The organism is Klebsiella sp. 10 (assembly GCF_018223925.1).
GTDB classification, from domain to species: Bacteria; Pseudomonadota; Gammaproteobacteria; order Enterobacterales; family Enterobacteriaceae; genus Klebsiella; species Klebsiella pneumoniae.
On record NZ_JAGRRB010000012.1, the window covers coordinates 95,715 to 120,012 of the forward strand.

At 56.2% G+C, this 24,298-nt stretch carries 27 protein-coding genes; 10 read left to right on the forward strand and 17 right to left on the reverse strand.

The features are described 5' to 3' along the window. Positions 1 to 135: 135 nt before the first annotated feature. From pnp to KHQ26_RS13945, 6 genes are all read left to right on the forward strand, one after another. Positions 136 to 2,271: a polyribonucleotide nucleotidyltransferase gene (gene pnp / locus KHQ26_RS13920; protein WP_004150944.1), complete on the forward strand. Its 2,136-nt coding sequence runs from the start codon at positions 136 to 138 to the stop codon at positions 2,269 to 2,271. Between the two features lie 108 nt (positions 2,272 to 2,379). Continuing rightward, the gene (nlpI, locus tag KHQ26_RS13925) at positions 2,380 to 3,264 is read left to right on the forward strand and encodes a lipoprotein NlpI (protein ID WP_002918241.1); all 885 of its coding nucleotides are present in this window, start codon (positions 2,380 to 2,382) and stop codon (positions 3,262 to 3,264) included. A 104-nt stretch (positions 3,265 to 3,368) separates the two neighbouring features. Continuing rightward, positions 3,369 to 3,449, forward strand: coding sequence for a protein YrbN (gene yrbN, locus KHQ26_RS13930; protein WP_085903200.1), 81 nt, complete (start codon positions 3,369 to 3,371; stop codon positions 3,447 to 3,449). Beyond that, positions 3,442 to 5,358 (forward strand): DEAD/DEAH family ATP-dependent RNA helicase, encoded by a 1,917-nt coding sequence (locus KHQ26_RS13935; protein WP_016529474.1) that lies wholly within the window; start codon positions 3,442 to 3,444, stop codon positions 5,356 to 5,358. The genes yrbN and KHQ26_RS13935 overlap by 8 nt, the downstream gene beginning before the upstream one ends. Positions 5,359 to 5,502: 144 nt before the next feature. Then, positions 5,503 to 6,747, forward strand: a complete 1,245-nt coding sequence (gene mtr, locus KHQ26_RS13940; protein ID WP_002918235.1) for a tryptophan permease — start codon at positions 5,503 to 5,505, stop codon at positions 6,745 to 6,747. A gap of 103 nt (positions 6,748 to 6,850) precedes the next feature. Next, entirely contained in the window at positions 6,851 to 7,792 is a 942-nt protein-coding gene (locus KHQ26_RS13945) for a LysR family transcriptional regulator (protein WP_020804359.1), read from the forward strand. Here the strand turns inward: KHQ26_RS13945 and KHQ26_RS13950 are convergent. From KHQ26_RS13950 to ubiU, 15 genes are all read right to left on the reverse strand, one after another. Next, entirely contained in the window at positions 7,755 to 8,186 is a 432-nt protein-coding gene (locus KHQ26_RS13950; protein ID WP_004174155.1) for a HutP family protein, read from the reverse strand. The two genes, KHQ26_RS13945 and KHQ26_RS13950, sit on opposite strands and share 38 nt — an antisense overlap. 44 nt (positions 8,187 to 8,230) lie before the next feature. Further along, positions 8,231 to 9,001, reverse strand: coding sequence for a malonate transporter subunit MadM (gene madM, locus KHQ26_RS13955; protein WP_020804360.1), 771 nt, complete (start codon positions 8,999 to 9,001; stop codon positions 8,231 to 8,233). Between the two features lie 19 nt (positions 9,002 to 9,020). Further along, a complete protein-coding gene (gene madL, locus KHQ26_RS13960; protein ID WP_004174157.1) occupies positions 9,021 to 9,401 on the reverse strand; it encodes a malonate transporter subunit MadL in 381 nt (126 codons plus the stop codon). Between the two features lie 246 nt (positions 9,402 to 9,647). Beyond that, positions 9,648 to 9,866: an acetyl-CoA carboxylase biotin carboxyl carrier protein subunit gene (locus KHQ26_RS13965; protein ID WP_020804368.1), complete on the reverse strand. Its 219-nt coding sequence runs from the start codon at positions 9,864 to 9,866 to the stop codon at positions 9,648 to 9,650. A 1-nt stretch (position 9,867) separates the two neighbouring features. After that, entirely contained in the window at positions 9,868 to 10,572 is a 705-nt protein-coding gene (gene mdcG, locus KHQ26_RS13970; RefSeq protein WP_211777895.1) for a malonate decarboxylase holo-[acyl-carrier-protein] synthase, read from the reverse strand. After that, positions 10,569 to 11,672 (reverse strand): acyl carrier protein, encoded by a 1,104-nt coding sequence (locus KHQ26_RS13975; RefSeq protein ID WP_211777896.1) that lies wholly within the window; start codon positions 11,670 to 11,672, stop codon positions 10,569 to 10,571. The genes mdcG and KHQ26_RS13975 overlap by 4 nt, the downstream gene beginning before the upstream one ends. A 16-nt stretch (positions 11,673 to 11,688) precedes the next feature. Next, positions 11,689 to 12,570, reverse strand: coding sequence for a biotin-independent malonate decarboxylase subunit gamma (mdcE, locus tag KHQ26_RS13980; protein WP_004174178.1), 882 nt, complete (start codon positions 12,568 to 12,570; stop codon positions 11,689 to 11,691). Next, complete coding sequence (locus KHQ26_RS13985) at positions 12,570 to 13,499, reverse strand: biotin-independent malonate decarboxylase subunit beta (RefSeq protein ID WP_019725231.1); 930 nt, start codon at positions 13,497 to 13,499, stop codon at positions 12,570 to 12,572. Before KHQ26_RS13985 ends, mdcE begins: the two co-directional genes overlap by 1 nt. Beyond that, positions 13,492 to 13,824, reverse strand: coding sequence for a malonate decarboxylase acyl carrier protein (gene mdcC, locus KHQ26_RS13990; RefSeq protein ID WP_004174180.1), 333 nt, complete (start codon positions 13,822 to 13,824; stop codon positions 13,492 to 13,494). The genes KHQ26_RS13985 and mdcC overlap by 8 nt, the downstream gene beginning before the upstream one ends. An 11-nt stretch (positions 13,825 to 13,835) precedes the next feature. Then, positions 13,836 to 15,503 (reverse strand): malonate decarboxylase subunit alpha, encoded by a 1,668-nt coding sequence (gene mdcA / locus KHQ26_RS13995; protein ID WP_019725230.1) that lies wholly within the window; start codon positions 15,501 to 15,503, stop codon positions 13,836 to 13,838. Between the two features lie 12 nt (positions 15,504 to 15,515). Continuing rightward, positions 15,516 to 16,724, reverse strand: coding sequence for a Na+-transporting malonate decarboxylase, carboxybiotin decarboxylase subunit (madB, locus tag KHQ26_RS14000; RefSeq protein WP_004174184.1), 1,209 nt, complete (start codon positions 16,722 to 16,724; stop codon positions 15,516 to 15,518). A gap of 167 nt (positions 16,725 to 16,891) precedes the next feature. Next, complete coding sequence (citG, locus tag KHQ26_RS14005) at positions 16,892 to 17,770, reverse strand: triphosphoribosyl-dephospho-CoA synthase CitG (protein WP_004174187.1); 879 nt, start codon at positions 17,768 to 17,770, stop codon at positions 16,892 to 16,894. Between the two features lie 203 nt (positions 17,771 to 17,973). Then, positions 17,974 to 18,981 carry a luciferase-like monooxygenase gene (locus KHQ26_RS14010; protein ID WP_002918234.1) on the reverse strand — a complete coding sequence of 336 codons (1,008 nt, stop codon included), beginning with the start codon at positions 18,979 to 18,981 and terminating at the stop codon, positions 17,974 to 17,976. A 143-nt stretch (positions 18,982 to 19,124) separates the two neighbouring features. After that, positions 19,125 to 20,003, reverse strand: coding sequence for a U32 family peptidase (locus KHQ26_RS14015; protein WP_002918233.1), 879 nt, complete (start codon positions 20,001 to 20,003; stop codon positions 19,125 to 19,127). Between the two features lie 5 nt (positions 20,004 to 20,008). Continuing rightward, positions 20,009 to 21,004 (reverse strand): ubiquinone anaerobic biosynthesis protein UbiU, encoded by a 996-nt coding sequence (ubiU, locus tag KHQ26_RS14020; RefSeq protein WP_020803704.1) that lies wholly within the window; start codon positions 21,002 to 21,004, stop codon positions 20,009 to 20,011. Between the two features lie 221 nt (positions 21,005 to 21,225). Between ubiU and ubiT the strand changes: the two genes are divergently transcribed. Then, positions 21,226 to 21,750: a ubiquinone anaerobic biosynthesis accessory factor UbiT gene (gene ubiT, locus KHQ26_RS14025; protein WP_002918231.1), complete on the forward strand. Its 525-nt coding sequence runs from the start codon at positions 21,226 to 21,228 to the stop codon at positions 21,748 to 21,750. Next, entirely contained in the window at positions 21,744 to 22,247 is a 504-nt protein-coding gene (locus KHQ26_RS14030) for a GNAT family N-acetyltransferase (protein WP_004174193.1), read from the forward strand. The genes ubiT and KHQ26_RS14030 overlap by 7 nt, the downstream gene beginning before the upstream one ends. Here KHQ26_RS14030 and KHQ26_RS14035 read toward each other — a convergent pair. Beyond that, positions 22,234 to 22,524 carry a GIY-YIG nuclease family protein gene (locus tag KHQ26_RS14035; RefSeq protein ID WP_032409544.1) on the reverse strand — a complete coding sequence of 97 codons (291 nt, stop codon included), beginning with the start codon at positions 22,522 to 22,524 and terminating at the stop codon, positions 22,234 to 22,236. The genes KHQ26_RS14030 and KHQ26_RS14035 overlap by 14 nt on opposite strands. A 49-nt stretch (positions 22,525 to 22,573) precedes the next feature. Here KHQ26_RS14035 and KHQ26_RS14040 point away from each other — a divergent pair, with 49 nt between their 5' ends. Continuing rightward, positions 22,574 to 23,017 carry a YhbP family protein gene (locus KHQ26_RS14040; RefSeq protein WP_002918223.1) on the forward strand — a complete coding sequence of 148 codons (444 nt, stop codon included), beginning with the start codon at positions 22,574 to 22,576 and terminating at the stop codon, positions 23,015 to 23,017. Here KHQ26_RS14040 and KHQ26_RS14045 read toward each other — a convergent pair. After that, on the reverse strand, positions 22,979 to 23,515 hold the full coding sequence (locus KHQ26_RS14045) for a type 1 glutamine amidotransferase domain-containing protein (protein ID WP_002918221.1): 537 nt from the start codon (positions 23,513 to 23,515) through the stop codon (positions 22,979 to 22,981). The genes KHQ26_RS14040 and KHQ26_RS14045 overlap by 39 nt on opposite strands. A gap of 128 nt (positions 23,516 to 23,643) precedes the next feature. On the opposite strand from KHQ26_RS14045, the gene KHQ26_RS14050 reads away from it, so the two are divergent. Continuing rightward, on the forward strand, positions 23,644 to 24,291 hold the full coding sequence (locus KHQ26_RS14050; RefSeq protein ID WP_002918218.1) for an NAD(P)H-binding protein: 648 nt from the start codon (positions 23,644 to 23,646) through the stop codon (positions 24,289 to 24,291). The last annotated feature ends 7 nt before the right edge of the window (positions 24,292 to 24,298 follow it).

A 24,298-nucleotide genomic window follows, 5' to 3' on the forward strand; every position in this document is an offset into this window, starting at 1 on the left:
GTTCGCGCGGCTAATGAGAGGCTTCATCCGCAGGGGCGGGTAAAGGTTGTCATTAGTCGCGAGGATGCAGAAGATCGGGTCAATAGACGCTATGTCGTGGATATGGCGTGATTTATAGATAAAAAGGATAGAATTTTGCTTAATCCGATCGTTCGTAAATTCCAGTACGGCCAGCATACCGTGACCCTGGAAACCGGCATGATGGCGCGCCAGGCAACGGCCGCTGTGATGGTTAGCATGGATGACACTGCGGTATTCGTTACCGTTGTGGGTCAGAAAAAAGCGAAGCCAGGCCAGGACTTTTTCCCGCTGACCGTTAACTACCAGGAGCGTACCTACGCTGCCGGTAAAATCCCGGGTGGTTTCTTCCGTCGTGAAGGCCGTCCAAGCGAAGGCGAAACCCTGATCGCGCGTCTGATTGACCGCCCGGTTCGCCCGCTGTTCCCGGAAGGCTTCGTTAACGAAGTTCAGGTTATCGCCACCGTCGTTTCCGTTAACCCGCAGGTTAACCCAGACATCGTCGCGATGATCGGTGCTTCCGCTGCGCTGTCGCTGTCTGGTATTCCGTTCAATGGCCCAATCGGCGCTGCGCGCGTGGGTTACATCAACGACCAGTACGTACTGAACCCAACCCAGGAAGAACTGAAGTCCAGCAAACTGGACCTGGTGGTTGCCGGTACCGAAGCGGCCGTGCTGATGGTGGAATCCGAAGCGGAACTGCTGAGCGAAGACCAGATGCTGGGCGCGGTGGTCTTCGGCCACGAGCAGCAGCAGATTGTTATTCAGAACATCAACGACCTGGTGAAAGAAGCCGGTAAACCGCGTTGGGACTGGCAGCCGGAAGCGGTCAACGAAGCGCTGAACGCGCGCGTGGCTGCGCTGGCTGAATCCCGTCTGAGCGATGCTTACCGTATCACCGACAAACAAGAGCGTTACGCTCAGGTTGACGTGATCAAATCTGAAACCATCGCCACGCTGGTTGCTGAAGATGAAACCCTGGACGCTAACGAGCTGGGTGAAATCCTGCACGCCATCGAGAAAAACGTGGTTCGTAGCCGCGTACTGGCCGGCGAGCCGCGTATCGATGGCCGTGAAAAAGATATGATCCGTGGTCTGGACGTTCGTACCGGCGTTCTGCCGCGTACTCACGGTTCCGCGCTGTTCACTCGTGGCGAAACGCAGGCGCTGGTTACCGCGACTCTGGGTACCGCACGCGATGCGCAGAACATCGACGAACTGATGGGCGAGCGCACCGACTCCTTCCTGTTCCACTACAACTTCCCTCCGTACTCCGTAGGCGAAACTGGCATGGTGGGGTCTCCGAAGCGTCGTGAAATCGGTCACGGTCGTCTGGCGAAGCGCGGCGTACTGGCCGTGATGCCGACTATTGAAGAATTCCCGTACACCGTGCGCGTGGTATCGGAAATCACCGAATCTAACGGTTCCTCTTCCATGGCTTCCGTCTGCGGCGCCTCTCTGGCGCTGATGGACGCGGGCGTGCCGGTAAAAGCCGCTGTGGCGGGTATCGCAATGGGTCTGGTGAAAGAAGGCGACAACTTCGTCGTGCTGTCTGACATCCTCGGTGACGAAGACCACCTCGGCGATATGGACTTCAAAGTTGCGGGTTCCCGCGACGGTATCTCTGCGCTGCAGATGGATATCAAAATTGAAGGTATCACCAAAGAAATCATGCAGGTTGCATTGAACCAGGCTAAAGGTGCGCGTCTGCACATCCTGGGCGTGATGGAGCAGGCGATTAACGCGCCGCGCGGCGATATCTCTGAATTCGCACCGCGTATCCACACCATCAAGATCAACCCGGACAAGATCAAAGACGTTATCGGTAAAGGCGGTTCTGTTATCCGTGCCCTGACCGAAGAGACCGGTACTACCATCGAGATCGAAGATGACGGTACCGTGAAGATCGCAGCGACCGACGGCGACAAAGCGCAGCATGCTATCCGTCGTATCGAAGAGATCACCGCTGAGATCGAAGTTGGCCGCATCTACAATGGTAAAGTGACCCGTATCGTTGACTTTGGCGCATTCGTTGCCATCGGCGGCGGTAAAGAAGGTCTGGTTCACATCTCGCAGATCGCTGACAAGCGCGTTGAGAAAGTGACTGACTACCTGCAGATGGGTCAGGAAGTACCGGTTAAGGTTCTGGAAGTTGACCGCCAGGGCCGTGTCCGTCTGAGCATTAAAGAAGCAACTGAACAGACTCCGTCTGCCGCAGCGCCGGAAGCTCCGGCTGCCGAGCAGGGCGAGTAAGGTTGCCGTTAGCCCTCCGCTTTTGCGGAGGGCGTTTTACGGGCAGGACGCCTCGTTTGCAGCCGGGGAACAGGACGTTCATCCAATCGTTGTCTTCGGGAGTGGGAAATGAAGCCTTTTTTGCGCTGGTGTTTCGTGGCGACAGCTCTCACGCTGGCAGGATGCAGTAGCACCGCCTGGCGTAAGGACGCCGTCCTCGCAGTACCATTGCAACCGACTTTACAGCAAGAAGTGATTCTGGCACGCATGGAACAAATTCTTGCCAGTCGGGCTTTATCCGATGACGAACGCGCACAGCTTTTATATGAGCGCGGAGTGTTGTATGATAGTCTCGGTCTGAGGGCACTTGCGCGAAATGATTTTTCACAAGCGCTGGCAATCCGACCCGATATGCCGGAAGTATTCAATTACTTAGGCATTTACTTAACGCAGGCAGGCAATTTTGATGCTGCCTATGAAGCGTTTGATTCTGTACTTGAGCTTGATCCAACTTACAACTACGCGCACTTGAACCGCGGTATCGCCCTGTATTACGGCGGCCGGGCTAAGTTAGCGCAAGATGATCTGCTGGCGTTTTATCAAGACGATCCCAATGATCCTTTCCGTAGCCTGTGGCTTTATATCGCCGAGCGTAAACTCGACGAGAAGCGGGCGCTTGAAGCACTCAGAGAGCGCTTAAACAAGTCGGATAAAGAGCAATGGGGATGGAACATTGTCGAGTTCTACCTTGGCGACATTAGCGAAAAAGAGCTGATGACTCGTCTGAAGGCAGACGCAACGGATAACACCTCGCTCGCTGAGCATCTCAGTGAAACCAACTTCTATTTAGGTAAGTACTACCTAAGTCTGGGGGACAAGGACAGCGCTACGGCACTGTTCAAACTGGCGGTCGCCAACAACGTACACAACTACGTTGAGCACCGATACGCATTGTTGGAATTATCGCTCTTGGGCCAGGAGCAAGATGACCTGGCAGAATCGGACCAGCAATAGCTGACGAACACATCAGCCCATAGTTTTTTGCTTGCCATCACCTTTGCGGGTGAGGGCGTTGTTGTTCGTTAATACACCTACTTTGAGCCGGTTCACACTTTTCAATGAAAATTACCGTAAATTTTCACGATGAGTTATGTAGACTGGCCGCCATTAATTTTGAGGCACACGTACTACATGGCTGAATTCGAAACCACTTTTGCAGATCTGGGCCTGAAGGCTCCTATCCTTGAAGCGCTCACCGATCTGGGTTACGAAAAACCATCTCCGATCCAGGCTGAGTGCATTCCGCATCTGCTGGACGGCCGCGACGTTCTGGGTATGGCCCAGACCGGTAGCGGTAAAACCGCAGCATTCTCTTTACCGCTGCTGAACAACATCGATCCTGAGCTGAGAGCACCGCAGATTCTGGTGCTGGCGCCGACCCGCGAGCTGGCGGTACAGGTTGCTGAAGCAATGACGGAATTCTCTAAACATATGCGCGGCGTGAACGTGGTTGCCCTGTACGGCGGCCAGCGTTATGACGTGCAGCTGCGCGCCCTGCGTCAGGGTCCGCAGATCGTCGTCGGTACCCCGGGTCGTCTGCTGGACCACCTGAAGCGCGGCACCCTGGACCTCTCCAAACTGAGCGGCCTGGTACTGGATGAAGCAGATGAAATGCTGCGCATGGGCTTTATCGAAGACGTAGAAACCATTATGGCGCAGATCCCGGAAGGGCATCAGACCGCGCTGTTCTCCGCCACCATGCCGGAAGCTATCCGTCGCATTACCCGTCGCTTTATGAAAGAGCCGCAGGAAGTGCGCATTCAGTCCAGCGTGACGACTCGCCCGGATATCAGCCAGAGCTACTGGACTGCCTACGGCATGCGTAAAAACGAAGCGCTGGTGCGTTTCCTGGAAGCGGAAGACTTTGATGCGGCGATTATCTTCGTCCGTACCAAAAACGCGACCCTGGAAGTAGCTGAAGCGCTGGAGCGTAATGGCTACAACAGCGCGGCGCTGAACGGCGACATGAACCAGGCGCTGCGTGAGCAGACTCTGGAACGCCTGAAAGATGGTCGTCTGGATATCCTGATTGCGACTGACGTTGCGGCCCGTGGCCTGGACGTTGAGCGTATCAGCCTGGTGGTGAACTACGACATCCCAATGGATTCTGAATCCTACGTTCACCGTATCGGCCGTACTGGTCGTGCCGGTCGTGCTGGCCGCGCGCTGCTGTTCGTTGAGAACCGCGAGCGTCGTCTGCTGCGCAACATCGAACGCACCATGAAGCTGACCATTCCTGAAGTGGAACTGCCTAACGCGGAGCTGCTGAGCAAGCGTCGTCTGGAAAAATTCGCCGCGAAAGTTCAGCAGCAGCTGGAAAGCAGCGATCTGGATCAGTACCGTGCACTGCTGGCGAAAATCCAGCCGACGGCGGAAGGTGAAGAGCTGGACGTGGAAACGCTGGCTGCTGCGCTGCTGAAGATGGCTCAGGGCGAACGTTCGCTGATCGTTCCGCCGGACGCGCCGATGCGTCCACGTCGTGAATTCCGCGATCGTGACGATCGTTTCGACCGTCGTGGCGACCGTAATGATCGCGGCCCGCGCGGCGATCGCGAAGATCGTCCGAAGCGTGAGCGTCGTGACGTGGGTGACATGGAGCTGTATCGCATTGAAGTGGGTCGCGATGACGGCGTTGAAGTGCGTCATATCGTTGGCGCGATCGCCAATGAAGGCGATATCAGCAGCCGTTACATCGGTAACATCAAGCTGTTCGCTTCTCACTCCACCATTGAGCTGCCGAAAGGGATGCCGGGCGAAGTGCTGCAGCACTTTACTCGTACCCGTATCCTGAACAAGCCGATGAACATGCAGCTGCTGGGCGATGCGCAGCCGCGCACCGAACGTCGTGGCGGCGGTGAGCGTCGCGAAGGCGGCCGTGGCTTCGGCGGCGAGCGTCGTGAAGGCGGCCGTGGCTTCGGTGGCGAACGTCGTGAAGGACGTCGTTTCAGCGGCGAACGTCGTGAAGGCCGTGCGCCACGTCGTGACGATGCATCCGCGCCGCGCCGCGATGACTCAGCCGGTCGCCGTCGCTTCGGTGGCGATGCGTAATCAACGCCGCCCGCTAGCGTAAACTAAATAATACAGCCCCGATCGTCATGATTGGGGCTTTTTTTATTCCCTTTGTACTCGTGTACTGGTACAGTGCGTCATGCTCAACGTGAGCGAAGTATTTTCGACTGGAGAATTCGGTAAATGGCGACACTAACCACTACGGCAACCCGTCCGTCTCTGTTTGGCGGCGTGGTGATTATCGGCGGCACGATTATCGGCGCGGGCATGTTCTCGCTGCCGGTGGTGATGTCCGGCGCGTGGTTTTTCTGGTCGCTGGCGGCGCTGGTCTTCACCTGGTTCTGCATGCTGCACTCCGGTTTGATGATCCTCGAGGCCAATCTTAACTACCGCATCGGCTCCAGCTTCGACACCATTACCAAAGACCTGCTCGGCAAGGGCTGGAACCTGGTGAACGGTGTATCAATCGCCTTTGTGCTCTATATCCTGACCTACGCCTATATTTCGGCGAGCGGTTCGATCCTCCACCACACCTTCAGTGAACTGTCGCTGAAGGTGCCGGCGCGCGCGGCGGGCTTCGGCTTTGCGCTGCTGGTGGCGTTTATCGTCTGGATGAGCACCAAAGCGGTGAGCCGCATGACGGCTATCGTACTGGGCGCTAAGGTGATCACCTTCTTCCTGACCTTCGGTAGCCTGCTCGGGCACGTCGAGCCGACGACGCTATTTAACGTTGCGGAGAAGAATGCCTCCTATGCGCCATACCTGCTGATGACGCTCCCGTTCTGCCTGGCCTCGTTTGGCTATCACGGCAACGTGCCGAGCCTGATGAAATACTACGGAAAAGATCCGCGCACCATCATCCGCTGCTTAACCTACGGTACGCTGCTGGCGCTGGGTCTGTATGTCGTTTGGCTGCTGGTGACGATGGGTAACATCCCTCGTCCGCAGTTTATCGACATTGCGCAGAAGGGCGGCAACATTGATGTGCTGGTGCAGGCGTTGAGCGGCGTGCTGAATAGTCGGAGTCTGGATCTGCTGCTGGTGGTGTTCTCGAACTTTGCTGTCGCCAGTTCGTTCCTCGGCGTGACGCTGGGGCTGTTCGACTACCTGGCGGATCTGTTTGGCTTTGACGATAGCGCGATGGGACGCTTTAAAACCGCGCTGCTGACCTTTATCCCGCCGATGATTGGCGGACTGGTCAAACCCGATGGTTTCCTCTACGCCATCGGCTATGCTGGCCTGGCGGCGACGATCTGGGCGGCGATTGTACCGGCGCTGCTGGCTCACGCCTCACGCAAACGCTTCGGCAGCCCACAGTTCCGCGTTTGGGGCGGAACGCCAATGATTGTGCTGATCCTGCTCTTTGGCCTCGGCAATGCGGTTGTACATATCCTGTCGAGCGTCAATCTGCTGCCGGTTTATCAGTAAGTTTTATTTTATCTGAGCCAGAATTACCGATCTGGCTCAATATATATATGCATACATTCTCTTATTATCAGATAAAGGTTATTTTAAATAAGGGAATGTTTATATGCCTGAGCAGGACATAACTTTGCGCAAACTGGAGATTTTTCTGGGATATATGGATACCATGAATATTTCTAAGACGGCAGAAATCATGCATATTTCTCCGGTTAGCGTACATCGTGCCTTGCATTCTTTGGAGGATAATTTACGCTGCGATCTTTTCACACACAATGGCCGGAATTTACATCCCCTCCCCGGCGCATGGGTAATGCAAAAGCAGGCCCGCGAGGTGATCAATGCAATGGAACGCTGTATTTATCTGACGCGTGAGGCTTCAGGATACCATTCTCCTGCATTACGCTTAGGCCTACTCTATTCACTAGTATTAAAAACGGCACCGCAGATAGTACAGGGATTGAAGAAGCGGCGCCCTGAGCTTTCAATTGAGTTTATCATGAACTCTAATAAGAAATTATTAGAAGCGCTAAATGAAGGCAATATCGATGCGGCATTAATCTCTACGCCCGATGAGTATAATTCAAATTTATTTGAAACCTGGACGATATTTTCGGATTCGATTTATTTAGCGGTTCCTGTACAGGATGCGGATACGCTACAAACCCCCGTTGATCTCTCTCGTTTACAGAGTAAAAAATTTATTGCCTTGAGTGAAGGGTTCGCAACCTGGAGAGGTTTTCAGCAGGCCTTCCGTATCGCTGGCTTTGAGCCGGATATTGCGGTTCGGGTACACGATATTTTTTCGTTAATGAGCATGGTTAATGCTGGAGTGGGGTACACTCTCATACCCGGACGCATGCGCGGGCTTTTTCGGAGTGGGATACGCCTGCTACCTTTGCAGGAAGCCTATCGCATGGAACAAGAAATTTCGCTCGTTTTTCCCCGTAGTCAGGAAAATCATCCTGGACTGCTATCTCTTCTCGCAGAATGCCGTATGTATGCCAGGCAGCTTATGCGGGAGGATAACGATGTAGACAAAGTCCCATGATTTCCTGAGTAATCCGCTGATAAACCTGAGCTTCGCCGTACATGGCGACGGCGAGCCATCGGGAGGTACTAACTAAGGCGATTTTCAGACGGATATGATCGCCGGTGATGGTGTTGGTTAACGCGTGGGTCAGAGCCTGGCGGCTAAGTGAGCATAAGGTGAAAATGGCCGACTCCTGCCTAGTGATGATCTGATTCTTCAACGCACATCCGATGACGCAGCGCTGCAGCTTGTTTCGCAGTTCGTCAGAGGTGCCGCTGATAAACGCAAAGCCGATTCGGTGTTCGGGTTTATCACCCAGTAGCTTTTGCCGGAAAACCTCCTCTTCCTCCTGGGTGCACAGTGAGGCCTGTATCGCGATTTGCCCGGGCTTCATACGTTGAAATGAATACATAAGTCTCCCTGGCGCCTGTTGCATAAAACAACAGGCGCATGCGGTTAAAAGAACGGGGCTAAAGAGATATAGAGCGCAGACGGCGCCAACAGGCAGCCCAGGCCGGTATAGAAGGTGGCTGTCATTGCGCCATAAGGTACAAGTTTCGGGTCAGTCGCCGCCAGCCCTGCCGCCACGCCGCTAGTAGATCCCATCAGCCCGCCATATACAATGGCTGCAGCGGGAGAGTTCAGTCCGGCGGCTTTCGCCACCAGCGGCGTGACAATCATGATGGCGATAGATTTAATCACCCCGGCAGCGATACTGAGCGCGATAACATCGGAACTTGCGCCAAGCGCCGCACCGGTAACCGGGCCGACGATAAAGGTCACCGCGCCGCCGCCGATAGTCGCCATGCTGACCGCATCGGTATAGCCGAAGGCCCAGGCGACAATCGCTCCCAGGTAAAAGGAGAGCACGGTGGAGACGACCAGCGCCAGCGCGCCCGCGAGGCCCGCTTTTTTCAGCTCGTCAAGCTTCACGCCAAAGGCGGTGGCGATAATGGCAAAATCACGGAACATGCCGCCGCCCATCAGCGCAATACCGCTAAAAAGCGTGATGTCGGAAAGCCCTTTTTTGCCGCCGGTGAGTTCGCCGCCGAGCCAGGCCAGCAGCAGGCCTGCGGCAATGGCGATCGCCGAACTGTGAATTTTACCGCGAAAGACGTGGGTCGAGATCCAAGCCGCGACCCAGCAGACAATGCCAACCACCACAAAAGCGGTGATCAGGGCATTGCTGGTGAAGTTACTGGTAAGAATCTTTGTAAGTTGTTCCATTCTTTATGCTCTCCACCGGTTAGTCTGCTGAACGTGTCATCGTGCTTTTGCTGCCGATTTTGCTCAGTGGTTTAATCAGCAGAAAACCAATCACGACTGCGCCAAGGCCTGCAATAAGCGCCACCGGGCCTCCTTTGAGCGCGGCCACAACGTTCTGGTTCGCGGACATGGCGACAACAATAGGGATATACATCGCATTCCAGAATCCAACCCCCTGTTCGGCGGGTTTAGACAACAGCCCCTTTTCCGTCAACTTCTGGGAAATAACGACTAAAAACAGCATGGCAAAGCCGACGCCGCCGATATTGGCGGAAATTCCAAGCAGCAAACCCAAAAGATCGCCGACAATTAACCCGGCGAACATGCACAATCCCATTAACATCAATCCGTAAATAATCATGATGTTTCTCTTTCTATAACCACACTAAAAGCATAAGAGACTACCCGAACCGGGAAATGACAATAAAGTAAGACAAGGGCTTTTAGCACAGTATGTTTTTATGATGCGGACAGTCAACAGTAAATTTATTCGTACACACCCTGCCTGTCATATCAGCGAAATGTTTATCGCTGATATGACTGAGGCATAATGGTTATATCACAAAGGAATGCCGCACTATTTATTTAGTATTAAAAACGTGACGTTCTACTCAGCGGCAATTTCGAATAAGACCATGCCTGGGTTTACGCGATCGCCTGCGTTCACCTCCAATGACTTTAATACGCCAGCCTCCGGTGAGGCGACAGGCATTTTCATTTTCATGGCTTCAAGAATAACAATCGGCTGGCCTTTTTCAATTTTGTCGCCTACGGCGGCTTTAACTTCATCGACCACACCCGGTACTTTTGATTTAACTTCAGACATATTAATTTCCTTTAATATATATCATTGAAAGATGTTTTATTAACCCGTCGACGTCTTGTCGCGTCATTAATTCGACATCGGTCTCACCTCTAGCCAGCAGGGTCAGACTCCTGCTAAACCACTCTTTGATATTGATAGAAAAACCGTTTGGTAAATTAATTTCTCCATCAATACGTACTGAATATTGCTGGGCAATATCTGTCAGAACAGAGTAACAATCGCTTAACGCCATTTCGTGCCAGGGCGTTATGCGAATATCTAAATCGGAGCGACTGTCCGTCCATAGCCAGGGCGTCGTCATCTCCAGCGCCACCGACCCCCACACGCCAAGCCCGGTTTCCGGCCCACGCCACGCCTGACGCAGGGCGCTAAAGGCGCGTATCGCGCTGGTACGGTTGACGGCAGGCAGGATGGCCGTTTGTTCCGGTGTTGACACGCGCGTGACGGCCTGTAATGAAGCAACCGTCGCCAGCCGTAGACGCTGCCCTTGCCAGCGCTGCGGAAAGCAAAAGCCCAGGGAAATACTCGCTTCATCACGGATGCCCCTGCGCACGATGCCGGGGAGATATCCGGAAAGCAGATAGTCCCGCGACTCTTCCCGCAATGAGGCGGGTAGGGCACTAAACGCGCCGTTCAACTGCCTCGCAATCAGCCGCAGTTCAGCGCTCTCCAGCCAGCACAAAGTATGGCGTTGCAGGGCGCTCATCGCTGTTTGCTCCATGCCGGATCGTTTTTCGCTTGTTGCTGTAAATCCCGCTGTGCTGCAAGCAGGGCGTCAAACTGCGAGGTGGCCTGCGGACCGAAAATATCGACCGGCGCGGCTTTTGCCGCTTCCTCCCCTGGAACAGTAACGGGGTAGAGGCGGATATGGGTGGCGCTGGCTTGGGTTTGTAGCTGCGTACTGACCCGGCAAACTCGCCCCTTGATACGTAAAATCGTCCGTGCCGTCCGCTCCACAATTTCCCGGTGATGGGCGGTAGTCGCCATCACCACCATGTCATATTCCGGCGTGGTGCGCCGACGCTTCCAGGTCTGGATTTTGCCCTGCAAATTACACAGGTGGCCGTTCGTTGCCACGGGAAAGCTGTCGCCGGTTGGCAGGCCGCCGACGATAACTTCCCGCCAGTCACCGCCCTGCGGCGCGGCGACCAGCGAGATATCTTCCCGCAGCGGAAGGCCGTCCAGGATCAGCCAACCGAACTCCTGGCAACCGTAGACATCATGCAGCCCATATCCCAGTGAAGCGCACAGCGGAACCAGCGCTTCATCAAGGGGGGTGCCTGCGGTAATCAGCATCAGCGTTTTTGGTAAATACGCCTGCAGGTTCATCTTTAGCGCCTGTTCCAGCGTGGCGCGTAAAAATGAGGACTCTCCCACCACCACATCCGGCTGCTGGCGACACAGGGCAATGAGCAGCGCGTCCCGGCATGAGCGGGATAAAAACGACCAGTGCAGACCACTCTCATCCAGCGCCTGACGCGTGAACACATTCACCAGCGGCGCGTAGGTCACCACCATATGCTGCCCAGCGGTTACGCCGCATTCCGCCAGCACACGCTTACCCGCCGCGGAACGCAACAGCAGTTCGTTCTGCGTTACGCCGACGATGTTCTGAAATGCGCTACTGCCGGTGGTAAAGGTAACCAGCGCAAGATTTAACGGCGTGTGAATCTCCTCGATAACGTGAGCCGCCGTGGGGCCAGCGATACCTTTATCGCTAAGCGTACGGCGCGGCATTTCCGCTAACGTGGGGATACCCTGCTGGGCGTCAACCAGCCATTCGAACATTGCAATGGGATCGTTCATCGCGCGCACTCCTGAATCAGGCCGGCAAGTAACGCGCCGCGACCGCCCGATACTCCTCGCGCATCTGCGCCAGAATCACATTGCGCATTTTTCTGCCGCCGCGATCTTCGCCTGCGCTCCCACGTCCCTGCGGGCCTGTCGACGTCACGCCAGCCGCTTGTTTCTGTTGGCGCACCTCTGCGATATGGCGAACGATCGCCTCTTTCATCTCCGGGATCGCCTTGATCAGTTCTTCCACCCCGCCCAGTTGCCAGAAGAACTCCGGTCCGGCCGCGAAGACCGGATTAGTGCGGGAAAGCTCGCTCAGACGCTCCACGTCCTGGCGGGTAATGCGCGCGATGCTGCTCAGCGGCATTACGTGGATCATGGTGCCAAATTCCGATGTCAGGCTCAGGATATGGTCGGCTTGCAAACCGTGGCAGAGGAACGCGCCGCTAATGGCGCGGCCGATGACCATCGCGATAATCGGATGCCCGGCATGGCGCGCCTCAGCCAGCGCCAGTTGATAGGCACCGGTCGCTTTATTCATACCAATTATCTCTTCCAGTTTGCCCGGTCCGTTGCCGGGAGTGTCAACAATCAGCACCAGCGGACGTTTCTCGCCGACGGGCTTGTCTTTATCCATCGCCAGCGTGCGATACACCGCCAGCGCCATTTTATATCCCTCTTCCAGCCCGATAACTCCGGCGTACACCACCGGAAAACGCGGGTTAAAGGTCATGGCGTCGTTAGCAATAACGGTGCAGATTTCACCGTTAATGCGGGCGCTGCCGACGACGGCTCCCGGTCCATAATCTTCATAAGGCAGCTTGAGATCCGCCAACGCGTTCTCTTCGAAGCTATTTTCGTCAACAAGCAGATCGATAGCGGCGCGGCCCTGGCCGAGTAAATTTTCCATTATGCTTCCTCCACCGGCAGGCGTTTAACGTTGCTCAGGAACGTCTCGAGATCCATATCCACCAGCGACTGGGGCGCGGTATTGCCTGCCATAGCCCAGACATCCCGTGCATCTGATGGCTCTGACTCGCTGATTTTTTTCGTGAGCGCCATCTGGGCGCGTACTTTCGCTTCGCTGCCGATGCGGCGCATGGCTTCAATCTGCGGCCAGGGCAGGTCGGCAATCAGCGCGGCCTGCTGGTGGAAAGCCGTTAGCGAGTCGGCAATCAGGTAGTTACAGTCTCCGACGATGTACTTATGCTTACCGCCGGTGGTGCGGAACACCAGCGCGCGGTCCGAGGCGTCAAACTCGCTGCGGCCCATCTCCTGTTCGATGACCTCCGGCCCGGTCAGCCCCAGGCGGCCCGATTCACTCATCACGATGATGTCGGTGGCGGCGGCGACAAAACCCATCCCGCCAAAGCAGCCGATCTTGCTGCCGATCATCGCCACGACCGGGACGCGACCGCGCAGGGTTTGCAGCATGTCCATACACTCGGCGTGGGCCAGTAGCCCGGCGTTAGCCTCATGCAGGCGCACGCCGCCGGTTTCAAAGGAGATGAGAACGATCGGGCGGCGGGCCGGGTCGGTGGTCTGCGCCGCCAGTTCGTCCGCCAGCATCAGCGCGCCGACCATTTTTGCGCCGCCCACCTCGCCCACCGCACCGCCGATAAAGCGTCCTTCCTGGGAGATGACAATGGCCGGGTGCTGGCCGAGCAGGCCGATGCCGGTAACGATGCCGTCGTCAAACTCCACCGCTTCATTCAGCACGGGCAGGTGCGGGCTGGTTCGTTTGTCCGCCGGGCCGATCAGTTCAGTAAAGGTGCCTTTATCCACCAGCGAGCTGGCGCGAACGCGGGCGCTGGCTTCCAGAAAACGCAGATCATTCATGATGGGTTTCTCCCGGCATAGCCTGCTGTAACGCTTGCTGAATTCTTAACGCGACGACCGCAGGCGTGGCGTTGTTGTCATTGATGCTGACCTGCATGTTGCCCAGGGGGCCGCTGTCCAGAAATCGTTTCAGTACGATTTCCCAGATATGATCGAAACCGGTCACCGGCGTGCAGATGCTGACTTCAATCCCGCCCGCCAGCGCTTTCGGCTCCAGCAGGATCTCCAGATCGCCGGAGCCAACAACGCCGCAGTGCACGGTTTGCTGCAGAGATGCTCTTTCGTGGGTGCCGCTGAAATGATGTGATATTTGATGTAGAGCCATGTCCTTTTCCCCTACCAGTTACGGAATCGAGTGGGCGGGTTATAGAGTCCGCCAGACCAGTCAACCAGATCGCGAATGCTTTTCGCCGCCAGCATCTGACGGTTGGCACGGCGACGGTCAATGCCTAAATCTTCCGGCGTTTTGACAATGCCTGCCTCCCGCAGCTGTGCGGTCTGTTCCGGATCGGCGGCAAGGCCAATTCCGGTGTAGCCCGCCACGGCGCGAATGGCCGCCATGCGCTGTTCCAGCCCTTCGCAGCGGTGCAGATAGGCGATGCCCTCTTCGGTCAGTACGTGGGTGACGTCATCGGCGTAGACCATCACCGGCGGCAGGGCGAGGTTGGCTTTTTCCGCCAGTTCCCAGGCGTCCAGCTTGTCGACGAAAGCGGGCTGGCGCTTCTCGCGGAAGGTTTCCTGCATCTGCACCACCAGACGTTTGCCGCGCGGCATATCGCCAATTAGCTGCTTTTGGGTGGCGTTAAACTCTTCGCCGCATTTCAGCCAGGATTGCGTTGCATGACGGCGGCCTTTGGCGTCGCAGCCCATATTCGGCGCGCCGCCAAAGCCCGAAACGCGGCTGGCGGTGGCGGTGCTACTGTTTCCGTACTTATCGATCTGCAAAGTGCCGCCGATAAACATGTCCAGCGCGTAGTGACCCGCAGCCTGGGCGAAGGCGCGGTTGGAGCGTAGCGTGCCGTCCTGGCCGATATAAAAGATATCCGGGCGTTCGGCGACATATTTTTCCATGCCCAGTTCGCCGCCGAAGCAGTGCACCGACTGGATCCAGCCGCTTTCGATCGCCGGGATCAGCGTCGGATGCGGGTTGAGTACCATATGGGTACAGACTTTGCCTTTCAGCCCAAGCTCGTCGCCGTAGGTGGGTAGCAGTAGCTCAATGGCGGCGGTGAAGAAGCCAATACCGTGGTTAATGCGCTCAACGCCGTATTCGGCATAGATACCTTTCAGCGCCATCATTGCCATCAGCACATGGGTGTCAGTAATAAGTCCCGGATCGCGGGTAAACAGCGGCTCGACATAGAACGGACGCGGCGCTTCAATCACCGCATTTACCCAGTCGCCGGGGATATCCACGCGCGGCACTTTATCGACAATCTTGTTGACCTGCGCGATCACAATTCCCTGGCGGAAGTGGGTGGCTTCGGTAATAACAGGAGTATCTTCGGTGTTAAAGCCGGTGTAGAGATTGCCGTCTTTATCCGCTTCAAAGGCGGTGATTAGCGACACGCGCGGCGTGAGGTCGACAAAGTAGCGGCTGAACAGCTCCAGATAGGTGTGGATGGCCCCGAGCTTGATCTTACCGTCCTGGATCAGCTTCGCCAGACGTCCATCCTGCGGCCCGGCATAGGCGAAATCGAGCTTTTCAGCGATGCCCTTTTCAAACAAATCCAGATGGCTGGACAACGGTACGGATGACTGCACCATATGCAGGCCGGAGATCTTTTGCGGATCAAGCTGGCACAGGCATTCGGAGAGAAAATCCGCCTGTTTCTGGTTATTACCCTCGATATTGACGCGATCGAAGCTTCGAATAACGGCTTCCAGCGCGGCGACAGTATCTTTGGCGTCGATAATTTTGCCGTCACGAAAATACGGGGCCAGCTGATTCAGGCGCTGCGCCGTATCGTCCTTGAGTTGATGCCAGTTGTGCTCTTTTAGCATGGGTTGACTCCATTAATTCAGCAGGAATAGCGTGGAGATAAAGATCCCGGTGGCGATAGCCGAGACGATCAGACCGCTCACGCCCGCACCCATCGCTAGCGGCAGGATGATGGCGTAGGGGTTCTCATGGTTAACCTCTTTCTGCGCGATTTTTGCCGTCGTCGGCAGGCAGGAGACGCCCGCAATACCGATAGCCGGGTTATAACGCCCCTTCGAGATAAACCAGATAAACCAGCCGCCCAGCAGAGCGCCGACGGCGGAAATGGCCAGCGCGCCGATACCAAGGATCAGGATGATGGCAACTTTCGGGTCGAGAATAGTTTGCGCTTCACACAGCGTGCCCAGCAGCAGGCCGAGAAACAGCGTTGCGGTATAGGTCAGCGTGGATTCCAGTAATTTCTGAAACGGTTCGATCTCCGCCTCTTTAATAGCGATGCCGAGGAAGAACGAGAGGATCAGCGGCGCGGCGACCGGCAGCAGCAGACACAACAGCAGGCAGGCGCAGACGGTAAAGATGAATTTCGCTTTCTTCGATACGGTGGGGTAGTCAATTTCAACTTCCATGCCACGGTATTTTTTCGGCACCAGCAGACGCACCAGGTACGGATAACCGGCATATGTCAGGCTCAGGTAGAGATAAGCGATAATGGCGATGGGGACGAACAGGTTCGGTGCCAGGATAAGGGAGGCAAAGAGCACCATCGGCCCATCTGCGCCGCCGATAGTGGCAATCGACGCGGCTTCGTTGGCGGGCAGGCCGAATACTTCAATACCCAGCAGCAGCGCGGCGAAGGTTCCCGCCTCGGCGAACAGAGCGACAACAATGCTGGCCCAGGGGCGGAGCAAAATAAAGCTGATGTCGCTCATTGCGCCAATGCCGAAGAAAACGATACAGGCGATGAGGCCATTGCTAAAGGTGAAATTATAGACCGGCTGCAGGAAGTTTACCTGCATTAGGTTTACCAGCTCGTTAGGTTCGCTGACCATCGGGTCGAGAATTAAGGTCCCGGTTTGTCCGCCTGCCAGAAACAGTACCCCGGCGTTAACTGCAATCATACCAAGGCCCATCGGCACCATAATTAACGGTTCAAGCTTCCGGCGGAATCCCATCCAAGCCAATATAAAGCCGAGAACAATTAACAGAAAACGTGCAATGGCTATTTTCGGGTCTTCAATAAAAAAAGTGCCAATGCCCGAAAAGAGCTTAACAAAGATATCCATAACTATATTCCTGATGGCAAAAGTAAAGTTCGCAAATTAATCGTCGGTGATATTTAACTTATTCATCATCTTGTTGACGCCAACGATGATGCCGACAACCGCAAATGAAATTACAATCGTTAAGCCATACGTTAATAAAGTATAAAAATAGATGTTCATATTCTTCCTTATGTCATATCTCCTTGCGGCTGGCGGCAAAGAAAATACATCGCCAGACACAGCGCTAATAAATCGGCCGAACCGCCAGGGCTGACCCACTTATCCATGCACCATGAATTAAAATCAGCCAGTTGCTGCTCGATCGCAGGGTTAAACATTCCGCCCTGCGTCACAAGACGCCGGGCATACTGCTTCATTTCCGCCAGCGCCTGCTGGCCGCCGCGAAACAGCACGGTAGTGTCATCGCAATGGGCCATTAAGGTGAGCAACGTATGAATAAGCGCTTCCCGCCAGGCCAGCCCGTTGTCCAGCGCCTGATGCAGCGCGGGTAAGCCAATCTGGCAAACTAGTGGGAAACCTTGCTCTGCCTCTCCGCGCACGCCGGTAATGCCGAATCCGACATACAATTTCTCACCGTGGGTTTGCGCCGGGCGTTCGGCCAGGGCGGCAAAATCCCTACGGCAGAGATCGCGGCAGAGTTCAGCGACGCACTGGCTTAAGGCGTTATATGAGAGGGTTTCTCCGCGCCCGGAAAGCCATCCTGCCGCTGTCGCCAGAACCGTGCCGGAAAAAAGAATGCCGCGCTGGGTATTAACCTGCTGTGTTGCCCGCAGCAGCGTATTTTCATAATGAATGCCAATGGCACGTATTTTTGTAAAGAGTTCCCACGGCGATCCTTGATGATTTTCCCCTGCATGGGCGCAGGCGCTAAAACAGGGGGCAATAGCCGATGAACTGGTAATAAATAACCAGATATCCATATCTTTATGCGCCCCTTGTGAATGAGGTGTAACAAGGCCAGGTTTAGGCCAGGCGGATACCTCCATTAACAGCGCTTTTAATAAGCACTCGCCGATCCACATAGCACGGGCAGTTGGTTGGCTCATGAGTATTCTCTTTTACCAGACTCAGGGTTGAAAAATAAAACAGAGGAAAACTAACACCGTTGAAAGAGGGGGGCAATTACGCCAGAGGTAATGTAATTACGCTCAACGTAATAAGGCGGGGATTATGTGAAAATATGAATGAAGACGATCACAAAATGGTTTAGCGGAGGAAAAGAAATGCGGCAAAAATGCCGCATAGCTCACTACCCCAACAGCTCCTCTTTCACCTGCATCGCTAAATCGAAAGAATGCAGACGCGCCTGGTGGTCGAAGATCTGGCCATTGACCATGATTTCGTCCGCCTCGGTTTCACGCAGAATCGACTCTAGCCCATGGCGGACTTTAGTTTTATCGCCGACCAGCGACATGCTCAGTGCCTGCTGCACACCATACTGCTCGGACGCTGACCACAGCTGATGCATATTTTCCACCGGCGGCGGCAACTGCCCGGTCTCGCCGCGACGCAGCTTCACAAACGCCTGCTGCATGGAGGTGAAGAGAAACTCCGCATCGCGGTTGCTGTCGGCGGCGATGATATTGATACACACCATCGCGTACGGTTTTTCCAGCCGCGCCGAAGGTTTGAAATTGCTGCGATACAGATGTAGGGCCTGGAACAACATATCCGGCGCGAAGTGCGAGGCGAAGGCAAACGGCAGGCCGAGCTGCGCCGCCAGTTGCGCGCTATAGAGGCTTGAGCCCAGCAGCCATACTGGAATGCGCTCCCCGTAGCCGGGAACCGGGCGCACGTGCGGGTTCGGATCGCGGGCGTCAAACCAGTCCACCAGTTCCGCTACATCGCGTGGGAAATTATCGACATCGCCGCTCATATGGCGACGCAGGGCGCGCATGGTCGGCTGATCGCTGCCCGGCGCGCGGCCAAGGCCGAGGTCGATCCGCCCGGGGTAAAGGGTGTTCAGGGTGCCGAACTGCTCAGCTATCACCAGTGGAGAGTGGTTAGGCAGCATCACGCCGCCGGACCCGAGATGCAGGGTGGTGGTGTTGGCGGCGAGATAGCCAATCAGCACCGAGGTCGCTGCGCTGGCAATGCCGACCATATTATGGTGCTCCGCCAGCCAGTAGCGATGATAGCCGCGCGATTCGGCCAGCCGGGCGAGATCCAGAGAGTGGGTAAAGGCTTCTTTGGCAGAAGATCCTTGCGGGATCGGCGCCAGATCGAGCACCGAGAATGGAACAGATTTGTCAGTCATAAAGGCTCACTTTGCTACAGCATCGTCATCAGATTGAAGGTCTTCTTCCAGCCTGGCGCATCCTGGACGCGCCAGCCAGAAAAGCTGCATCTTTAATAATGCATTAAAATCTGAGCACTGTTGTTAACAAAGTGAGCGGTTTATCAGGCCTGAAGCACCAGTCCTGGCAATCGTTTCCAGTAGCCGTTGCAATCGCTATTGCTGGTGAGATCCAGCGGCGCAGCGCCGTTTTCGTTGGCGCGGAAGGCCTCGAGCATGGCGAAGGTCTCGTTGCCCATCGGCGACAGGCGCACCATATCCACCAGGCCGTGCATGGAGGTCAGCTCATTGCCCAGGTTATAGACGTAGCCGCTCATGGTCTGAATACCATTGAGCACGAACACCTGCTGGTTCTCCTGCGACAGCATGCTGCGCCCGGTTGGGTACTTGATGCAGCAGGTTTCGCACTCGTCCTTTGGCCGGTCTTCCGAGCGGGCGGTAAAGCAGCGCGCGGAATAAGCCAGCGGCAGATGGCCGTAGCTCAGCACTTCGACTTCAAACTGGTTGCGGATACCCAGCTCTTCGCACTGGGTCAGTAAATTAGCCAGCCAGTCGCGGGAGAGTTCCACCGGCATGCACCAGCGCACCATGCCCTGTTTCCGCAGCAGGCGCAGGGTAACGGCGTTGTAGCAGTTCAGCGCATGCCCGGCGACGAATGGTAGCTTGCGTTCGGCGCAGAGATTTACCACGCCCAAATCGCTGGCCTCAATCAGAAATTCGCCGTTATCGACATAGCGTTTCAGCTCGCCCAGTTCAGAAGAGGCCTGCACCAGCGCGAGGGTGGAGAGCACCACCTGCTTGCCGCTAGCGGCCAGCGTTTTCGCCATTTCGATCCAGTCGCCAACTTTGGTGGCGCGGCGTTTGCTGCATACCGCTTCGCCGAGATAAATGGTGTCGGCGCTGCAGTTTGCCGCCTGCTGGTAAAAATCTTCCAGCGTCTCTTTTGGCCAGTAGTACAGCACCGGCCCTAATGAATATTTCATGTTTCTCACTGCCATTTACGGTGATAAGCGCCAAGGGTAGTTTGTGTCCCCTCGGACATGGCGCCCAGGGTCTCCATCCAGGCGGACTGCGGTACGAAATTCTGCGGTTCGGCTTGGCAGCGATCGATCGCCTGGCGCCAGACTTTCGCCACCTGGGTCACGTAAGCCGGGCTGCGCTGACGGCCTTCGATTTTCACCGAGGCGATATTGGCGGCCATCAATTCCGGCAACAGTTCCAGGGTGTTGAGGCTGGTGGGCTCCTCCAGCGCGTGATAGCGCTCGCCATCAACCAGGTAGCGGCCTTTGCACAGCGTCGGATAACCGGCATTTTCGCCATCCTGATAACGGTCAATCAGCACTTCATTGAGACGCGATTCCAGCCCCTGCGGCGTTTGCTGCCAGCGTACGAAGCGGGCAGGCGAACAGGCGCCGACGGTGTTGGGCGATTCGCCGGTCAGGTAGGAAGAGAGATAGCAGCGGCCTTCCGCCATGATGCACAGGCTGCCGAAGGCGAAGACTTCCAACGGCACCGGCGTAGCGCGGGCCAACTGTTTCACCTGATGAATAGACAACACGCGCGGCAGTACGACGCGCGCGACGTCGAAGTTGCGATGATAGAAGCGAATGGCCTCTTCATTGGTGGCGGAAGCCTGCACCGAAACGTGACGCTCAATGTGTGGGTAACGCTCCGCAGCGTACTCCAGCATGGCGATATCGGCCAGAATGAGCGCATCGGCGCCCAGCTGAGCAGCCATATCCACTGCTCGCTGCCAGCGGGCGTAGCCGTCGGGATGAGCGAAGGTATTGATGGCGATATGCAGCTTACGACGGTGCTGATGCACAAAGCTGACGGCTTCCTGCAGTTTCTTTTCGGTGAAATTAAGGCCGGCAAAGTGGCGGGCGTTGGTGTCATCTTTCAGCCCGATATAGACGGCATCGGCGCCGTTTTCGATGGCCGCCTTAAGCGCCGGAAGGTTACCGGCTGGGCAGAGCAGCTCCATAATTTTTCCTGAAAAATGCGGCCCGTCAGGGACGCTGAATGGTTAACGAGCAGGGATTTTAGTTAACCTTCTGGTGACAATTTTTGATTTGAGGCAGTTAAAAGTGTATTGGCGGCGCCAATAACTGGCGGCCGTCATCGCGTTTTTGTTGATTTACGCCGCTATGTTGTTTATGTGATATGGCACAATAGCGGAACTATTGCATTCATGGAGTAAAGCTTGTGTTGGATAAACTGCGTTCCCGGCTGGTCCACTTTGGCCCGTCTTTAATGAGCGTGCCGGTTAAGCTGGCGCCTTTTGCCCTCAAGCGCCAGGTGCTGGAGCAAGTGCTGAGCTGGCAGTTTCGCCAGGCGCTGGCGGAGGGGGAGCTGGAGTTTCTTGAGGGGCGTTGGTTAAGTATTCATGTGCGTGACATCGGTCTGCTGTGGTATACCTCGGTAGTCGATGGTCGACTGGTGGTCAGCCAGCAGGCCGACGCCGACGTCAGCTTCAGCGCCGACGCCAGCGATCTGTTAATGATCGCCGCGCGCAAGCAGGATCCGGATACGCTATTCTTCCAGCGTCGTCTGGTCATTGAAGGCGATACGGAGCTGGGGCTGTATGTAAAAAATTTGATGGACGCCATTGAGCTCGAGCAGATGCCAAAAGCGCTGCGCGTGATGTTGCTGCAACTGGCGGATTTTGTCGAAGCTGGACTGAAGAGCCCGCAGAAACCTGAACAGACATCGGTAGGTGAGGCATGCTGATTCGAGTGGAGATTGGGATTGATGCACCGGGAATCGACGCGCTGCTGCGTCGTACCTTCGGCCGCGATGCCGAAGCGCAGCTGGTGCACGATCTGCGTGAAGATGGACTGATCACGCTGGGGGTAGTGGCGACGGATGATGAAGGCCAGGTGATCGGCTACGTTGCCTTCAGCCCGGTGGCGGTGGAAGGTGAAGAGCTGCAGTGGGTCGGCCTGGCGCCGCTGGCGGTAGATGAACGCTACCGCGGACAGGGCATTGGTCGGCAGCTGGTTTATGAAGGGCTGGACTCGCTGAATGAGTTTGGCTACGCCGCGGTGGTGACGCTGGGCGACCCGGATTTATACCGTCGCTTCGGCTTTGAATCGGCCGCGCGCTTCGATCTCCGCTGCCGCTGGCCGGACAGCGCCGAGGCGTTCCAGGTTCACCGTCTGGCGGATGACGCCCTCGACGGCGTCCATGGCCAGGTAGAATACAGCGAGCACTTTAATCGTCTTTAAGCCTTGCCAGCAGGGTTTCGAAGGCATCCTCTCCGGCAACGAGGCGCTCTTTTTCGCGCTTCGTTAGCTGCTTGACGCGATATTCCAGTCGCAATGCAAGTGAGTGTTCACCAACTTTGTGGCTAAAGGCCAGCTGCAGGTCGCCTTTGCCGCGCAACGCCTTTGCGCCTTTTCCCGCCTGATGCTGGCGAAAGCGGCGTGGCACGTCGGTGGTGATGCCGGTATAAAGGCGATTATCCGCGGTTCGAATGAGATACAGAAACCAGCACACGGTCACAAAGTCACTATGGTAAGGTGTGTGCACCATAGCATAATGGAGAAGAAAGATGGATACGCTTGCCGCCATTGGTCGCTGGCTGAGTAAACAGCACGTCGTCACCTGGTGCGTCTCCCGTGAAGACGAGCTGTGGTGCGCGAATGCCTTTTACGTCTATGACCCGGATACCGTGGCCTTTTATCTGCTCAGCGAGGAGCACACCCGCCATGGCCAGATGACCGGACAGAGGGCGAAGGTGGCCGGCACGGTCAACGGCCAGCCAAAAACCGTGGCTCTGATCCGCGGCGTGCAGTTCAAAGGCGAGATCCGTCGTCTGAGCGGTGACGAAGAGGCGCGAATGCGCCAGCGCTACGTCAAGCGCTTCCCGGTGGCCCGCATGCTGTCGGCGCCGGTATGGGAGATTCGTCCGGACGAAATCAAATTTACCGACAACACGCTGGGTTTCGGGAAGAAATTACACTGGCGGCGTGATGCCGGCGCCGAGCAGGCGTAGCGCTTCGCGATTGAAGGCCGGCAGATCGTCCGGCGTTCTGCTGGTGACCAGCTGTTCGTTATCGACCACCACCTCCTGGTCGTAAAACTCGCCCCCGGCGTTTTTCACATCCACCACAATCGGTTTCACCGCCGTGAGCTTACGTCCGCGGATCACATCGGCGCTGATCAGCAGCTGCGGGCCGTGGCAGATGGCAAACACCGGCTTACCGCCGTTGACAAAATCGCGGGTAAAGGTGACGAAGCGTTCATCACCACGCAGCTGGTCGGGAGAGTAGCCCCCGGGCAGCAATAAGGCATCAAATTCACCCGGTGTGACGTCATCGATGGCTCTGTCGATGGCGACCTCGGCTTCTCCCTGCTTACCCTTCACCGTTTTGCCAGCCTGCTTTTCGATCGTGATGACCTGATGCCCGGCGAGCTTAAAGGCTTCGGCGGGAGAGGTAAATTCAGAATCTTCAAAGTCGTCGGTAATGAGGACGGCTATCTTTTTACTCATGCTTCCTCCACTGTCTGGATGGTCAATGAGGTAATTCCATGATGATGGTGGATACTTACCTTGTAAGGTATTAAGCCTGGAACATGAGCCCGAAAGTGCAAGGCGGAGAATTCTGTAAAGGAGAACCAATGAGTCAGGTATTATTAACCGGCGCGACCGGGTTAGTTGGCGGTCACTTACTCCGGCTGCTGCAGAATGAGCCCCGTATAAGCACCATCGCCGCGCCGACGCGTCGCCCGCTGGCGCCGGCGGAAGGTGTCTTTAATCCTCACGATCCCCAGCTGACCGATGCCCTGGCGCAGGTGGTTGACCCGGTGGATATCGTCTTCTGTTGCCTGGGAACGACGCGCCGGGAGGCCGGGAGCAAAGAGGCCTTCGTCCATGCTGACTACACGCTGGTGGTTGATACCGCGCTGACCGGCAAACGACTGGGTGCGCAACATATGCTGGTGGTTAGCGCGATGGGCGCCAACGCCCACTCGCCGTTTTTCTACAATCGGGTGAAGGGAGAAATGGAGGCGGCGCTGATTGAGCAAGACTGGCCGCGGCTGACCATCGCCAGGCCGTCGATGCTGTCAGGCGAGCGGGAAAAAAAGCGGGCCAATGAGACCTTCCTCGCACCATTGTTCCGGCTCTTGCCGGGGAACTGGAAATCCATTGCGGCCCGCGATGTGGCGATCGCCCTGCTGGCGGAGGCGCTGTCGCCCACCCACGAAGGGGTGCGAATTCTGACATCATCGGAACTACGGGAGCGCGCCGCGCGGCAGGCTGAATAGCGGTTTG

What these genes read in the sequence shown, in the direction of transcription:
- nlpI (WP_002918241.1), top strand. Translation starts at nt 2,380, where the DNA reads ATGAAGCCTTTTTTGCGCTGGTGTTTCGTGGCGACAGCTCTCACGCTG.
- yrbN (WP_085903200.1), top strand. Translation starts at nt 3,369, where the DNA reads ATGAAAATTACCGTAAATTTTCACGATGAGTTATGTAGACTGGCCGCC.
- KHQ26_RS13935 (WP_016529474.1), top strand. Translation starts at nt 3,442, where the DNA reads ATGGCTGAATTCGAAACCACTTTTGCAGATCTGGGCCTGAAGGCTCCT.
- mtr (WP_002918235.1), top strand. Translation starts at nt 5,503, where the DNA reads ATGGCGACACTAACCACTACGGCAACCCGTCCGTCTCTGTTTGGCGGC.
- KHQ26_RS13945 (WP_020804359.1), top strand. Translation starts at nt 6,851, where the DNA reads ATGCCTGAGCAGGACATAACTTTGCGCAAACTGGAGATTTTTCTGGGA.
- KHQ26_RS13950 (WP_004174155.1), bottom strand. Translation starts at nt 8,186, where the DNA reads ATGTATTCATTTCAACGTATGAAGCCCGGGCAAATCGCGATACAGGCC.
- madM (WP_020804360.1), bottom strand. Translation starts at nt 9,001, where the DNA reads ATGGAACAACTTACAAAGATTCTTACCAGTAACTTCACCAGCAATGCC.
- madL (WP_004174157.1), bottom strand. Translation starts at nt 9,401, where the DNA reads ATGATTATTTACGGATTGATGTTAATGGGATTGTGCATGTTCGCCGGG.
- KHQ26_RS13965 (WP_020804368.1), bottom strand. Translation starts at nt 9,866, where the DNA reads ATGTCTGAAGTTAAATCAAAAGTACCGGGTGTGGTCGATGAAGTTAAA.
- mdcG (WP_211777895.1), bottom strand. Translation starts at nt 10,572, where the DNA reads ATGAGCGCCCTGCAACGCCATACTTTGTGCTGGCTGGAGAGCGCTGAA.
- KHQ26_RS13975 (WP_211777896.1), bottom strand. Translation starts at nt 11,672, where the DNA reads ATGAACGATCCCATTGCAATGTTCGAATGGCTGGTTGACGCCCAGCAG.
- mdcE (WP_004174178.1), bottom strand. Translation starts at nt 12,570, where the DNA reads ATGGAAAATTTACTCGGCCAGGGCCGCGCCGCTATCGATCTGCTTGTT.
- KHQ26_RS13985 (WP_019725231.1), bottom strand. Translation starts at nt 13,499, where the DNA reads ATGAATGATCTGCGTTTTCTGGAAGCCAGCGCCCGCGTTCGCGCCAGC.
- mdcC (WP_004174180.1), bottom strand. Translation starts at nt 13,824, where the DNA reads ATGGCTCTACATCAAATATCACATCATTTCAGCGGCACCCACGAAAGA.
- mdcA (WP_019725230.1), bottom strand. Translation starts at nt 15,503, where the DNA reads ATGCTAAAAGAGCACAACTGGCATCAACTCAAGGACGATACGGCGCAG.
- madB (WP_004174184.1), bottom strand. Translation starts at nt 16,724, where the DNA reads ATGGATATCTTTGTTAAGCTCTTTTCGGGCATTGGCACTTTTTTTATT.
- citG (WP_004174187.1), bottom strand. Translation starts at nt 17,770, where the DNA reads ATGAGCCAACCAACTGCCCGTGCTATGTGGATCGGCGAGTGCTTATTA.
- KHQ26_RS14010 (WP_002918234.1), bottom strand. Translation starts at nt 18,981, where the DNA reads ATGACTGACAAATCTGTTCCATTCTCGGTGCTCGATCTGGCGCCGATC.
- KHQ26_RS14015 (WP_002918233.1), bottom strand. Translation starts at nt 20,003, where the DNA reads ATGAAATATTCATTAGGGCCGGTGCTGTACTACTGGCCAAAAGAGACG.
- ubiU (WP_020803704.1), bottom strand. Translation starts at nt 21,004, where the DNA reads ATGGAGCTGCTCTGCCCAGCCGGTAACCTTCCGGCGCTTAAGGCGGCC.
- KHQ26_RS14030 (WP_004174193.1), top strand. Translation starts at nt 21,744, where the DNA reads ATGCTGATTCGAGTGGAGATTGGGATTGATGCACCGGGAATCGACGCG.
- KHQ26_RS14040 (WP_002918223.1), top strand. Translation starts at nt 22,574, where the DNA reads ATGGATACGCTTGCCGCCATTGGTCGCTGGCTGAGTAAACAGCACGTC.
- KHQ26_RS14045 (WP_002918221.1), bottom strand. Translation starts at nt 23,515, where the DNA reads ATGAGTAAAAAGATAGCCGTCCTCATTACCGACGACTTTGAAGATTCT.
- KHQ26_RS14050 (WP_002918218.1), top strand. Translation starts at nt 23,644, where the DNA reads ATGAGTCAGGTATTATTAACCGGCGCGACCGGGTTAGTTGGCGGTCAC.